The 2,719-nt window shown below is 74.1% G+C and carries 1 protein-coding gene; it reads right to left on the reverse strand.

The features are described 5' to 3' along the window. A partial coding sequence (locus CLV63_RS32995; RefSeq protein WP_170134422.1) for an acyltransferase domain-containing protein occupies positions 1-2,369 on the reverse strand: 2,369 nt, incomplete at its 3' end. Positions 2,370-2,719: the final 350 nt, after the last annotated feature.

Consider the following 2,719-nt stretch of genomic DNA (forward strand, 5'->3'; position numbering starts at 1 on the left):
GAACTGGCGTGCAGCGCCGCGTCCAGCAGCGCCGGATGCACCCCGAACCGGTGCGCCTGCTCGGCCTCGGCCTCGGCCAACTCCACCTCCGCGAACACCTCCCCGCCCCGCCTCCACGCCCGCATCAGCCCCTGAAACGCCGGACCGTACCCATAACCCCGATCAGCCAACTCCCCGTACAGCCCTGCGAGCTCGACCTCCCGCGCCCCCGCCGGAGGCCACACCCCGCCGGCAAACCCCGCAGCATCGCTTCCGGGGTCGCCCATGCCCGAGGCGTCCGGGGTGGCGGGGTCGTCCGGGGCCAGCACCCCCCGCGCATGGCACACCCACCCCCCGCCATCGACCCCGGCACGGTCACCATCACCGTCCTGGTCACGGCCGCGCGTGTCCTCCTCGTCCCCACCCCGAACCTCAATACGGTCGCCGTTCCCATACTGGTCCCGCTCGTGGCCGTTGCCCTGGTCCTGCTGCTGGCCGTTGGCGTTGCTCCGGCCGCGGGTGGGGGTGGGGCGGGCATACATCTCCACCCCACGCCGCCCCCCGGACCCCGACCCCGCCTCCAGCACCCGCACCTGCACATCCACCGACCCCGGAGACCCCGACCCGGATCCCCCGGCCGACCCCGAACCGGACCCGGCCGAACCCGACCCACCGCCCCCGGAGGGGACACCGACACCGGCCTCGGTTGCGGCACCGGGCAGGACCAGCGGGGCCAGCAACGCCAACTCCTCCACCACCGGCACCCCCACCACACCCCCCGCACACACCGCCAACTCCACCCACCCCGCCCCCGGGAACACCACCACAGACCCCACCCCGTGATCCGCCACCCACCCCGACCCCGCAACCGAGATGCGTCCCGAGAGGACCGCCTCACCCGAACCCGCCACCACCACCGACGACCCCACCAGCGGATGCCCCACCACACCCGACCCCGACCCCGACCCCGCCCGGGCCCCGCCCTCCAACCAGAACCGCCGCCGCTGGAACGCATACGTCGGCAACCCCGCCACACCCCGGCCGCCGGATCCTGCGAACACCGCCGGCCAGTCCACCCCCACCCCGCACACGAACACCCGCCCCACCGACTCCAAGAACCGGCCCAAACCCCCCTCGCCCCGGCGCAACGACCCCACCACGGTCCCGCCCGCGGCTTCCACGATCTCCTGGACCCCGACCCCCAGCACCGGGTGCGCGCTCACCTCCACCACCACCCCGCGCCCCTCCGACACCAACTGCTCGACCACCCCGGCGAAGCCCACCGGCAACCGCAGATTCCAATACCAGTACTGCGCCCCCAACTCCCCGCCCGCCACCACCTCACCGCGCACGGTCGAGTAGAACGGCACCCGCCCCGCCCCCGGCACGATTCCGTCCAACGCCGCGATCAGCTCCTCGCGAACCTGCTCCACCTGGACCGAATGCGAGGCGTAATCCACCGCGATCCGCCGCACCCGCACCCCCTGGCCCTGCCAGGTGTGCACAAGGTTCTCGACCGCGGCCGTCCCGCCGGAGACCACCACCGAGGCAGGCCCGTTCACCGCCGCCACCGACACCCCACCCCACGCCGGATCCGCGTCCAAGCGTTCCTGCACCTGCTCCGGGCTGAGCGCGACCGCGGCCATCGCCCCGGCCCCGGACAGGGAGGCCGCGATGATCCGGCTCCGCTCGGCGACCACCCGCGCCCCGTCCGCCAGCGACAGCACCCCCGCCACACACGCCGCCGCAACCTCCCCCTGCGAATGGCCCACCACCGCCGACGGGCGAACCCCCACCGCCTCCCACACCGCGGCCAGGGACACCATCACCGCCCACGACACCGGCTGGACCACCTCCACCCGCTCCAACGACGCCGCCCCCGCATCCCCCCGGGCCACCGCGAGCACATCGAAATCCACGAACGGGCCCAACGCCTGCGCGCACTCGGCCAAACGGGAGGCGAACACCGGCGACTCCGCCAGCAACCGGGCCCCCATCCCCACCCACTGGGTCCCCTGACCCGGAAACGCAAACACCACCCCCGGATCCCCCGAAGCCACCCCGCGCACCACCCCGGACGGCTCCCGCCCCCCGGCGACCTCCTCCAAAAGCCCGGCCAGCTCGGCGGTGTCACGGGCCAGCACCACCGCCCGATGCTCCAACCCCGCCCGACCCGCCCCCGCCGCAACCCCCACATCCACCACCGACACACCAGACCCACCCGAGCCCGCCCCGTCACCACGGCCGTCCTGGTCCCGCCGGTCGCGCTCGCCCTCCTGGCCGCGCTCCTCGTGCTGGTCCTGCTGGTCGCGGAGGAACCCCGCCCACCGGGCCGCGGTCGCCTCCAACCCCGCCCCACTGGCCCCCGACACCACCACCGGCACCGGCATCAGGACAGACGTCTCCCCTGGGATCGGGGCAGACTCCTGCCCGGACACCGCGCTCAACCGGTCCCACGCCACCACCACCGGACCCGCACCGGAACCGTTCCCGGAGGCCGCGGCCTGCCCGCCACCGAGACCTAGCTCATCCCCCGGCTCCCCGACCAATTCCTCGACCGGGGCCTCCTCCACAATCACATGCGCGTTCGTCCCACTCACCCCGAACGACGACACCCCCGCCCGCCGCACACCCTCTTCCTTGACCCACGCCACCTCCTCCGCCAACAACCGCACCCCACCCCCCGCCCACGCCACATGCGACGACGGCACCCCCACATGCAACGACCGCGGCAACACCC

Origin of the sequence: Murinocardiopsis flavida (assembly GCF_003014485.1) — a bacterium.
Classification (GTDB): domain Bacteria; phylum Actinomycetota; class Actinomycetes; order Streptosporangiales; family Streptosporangiaceae; genus Murinocardiopsis; species Murinocardiopsis flavida.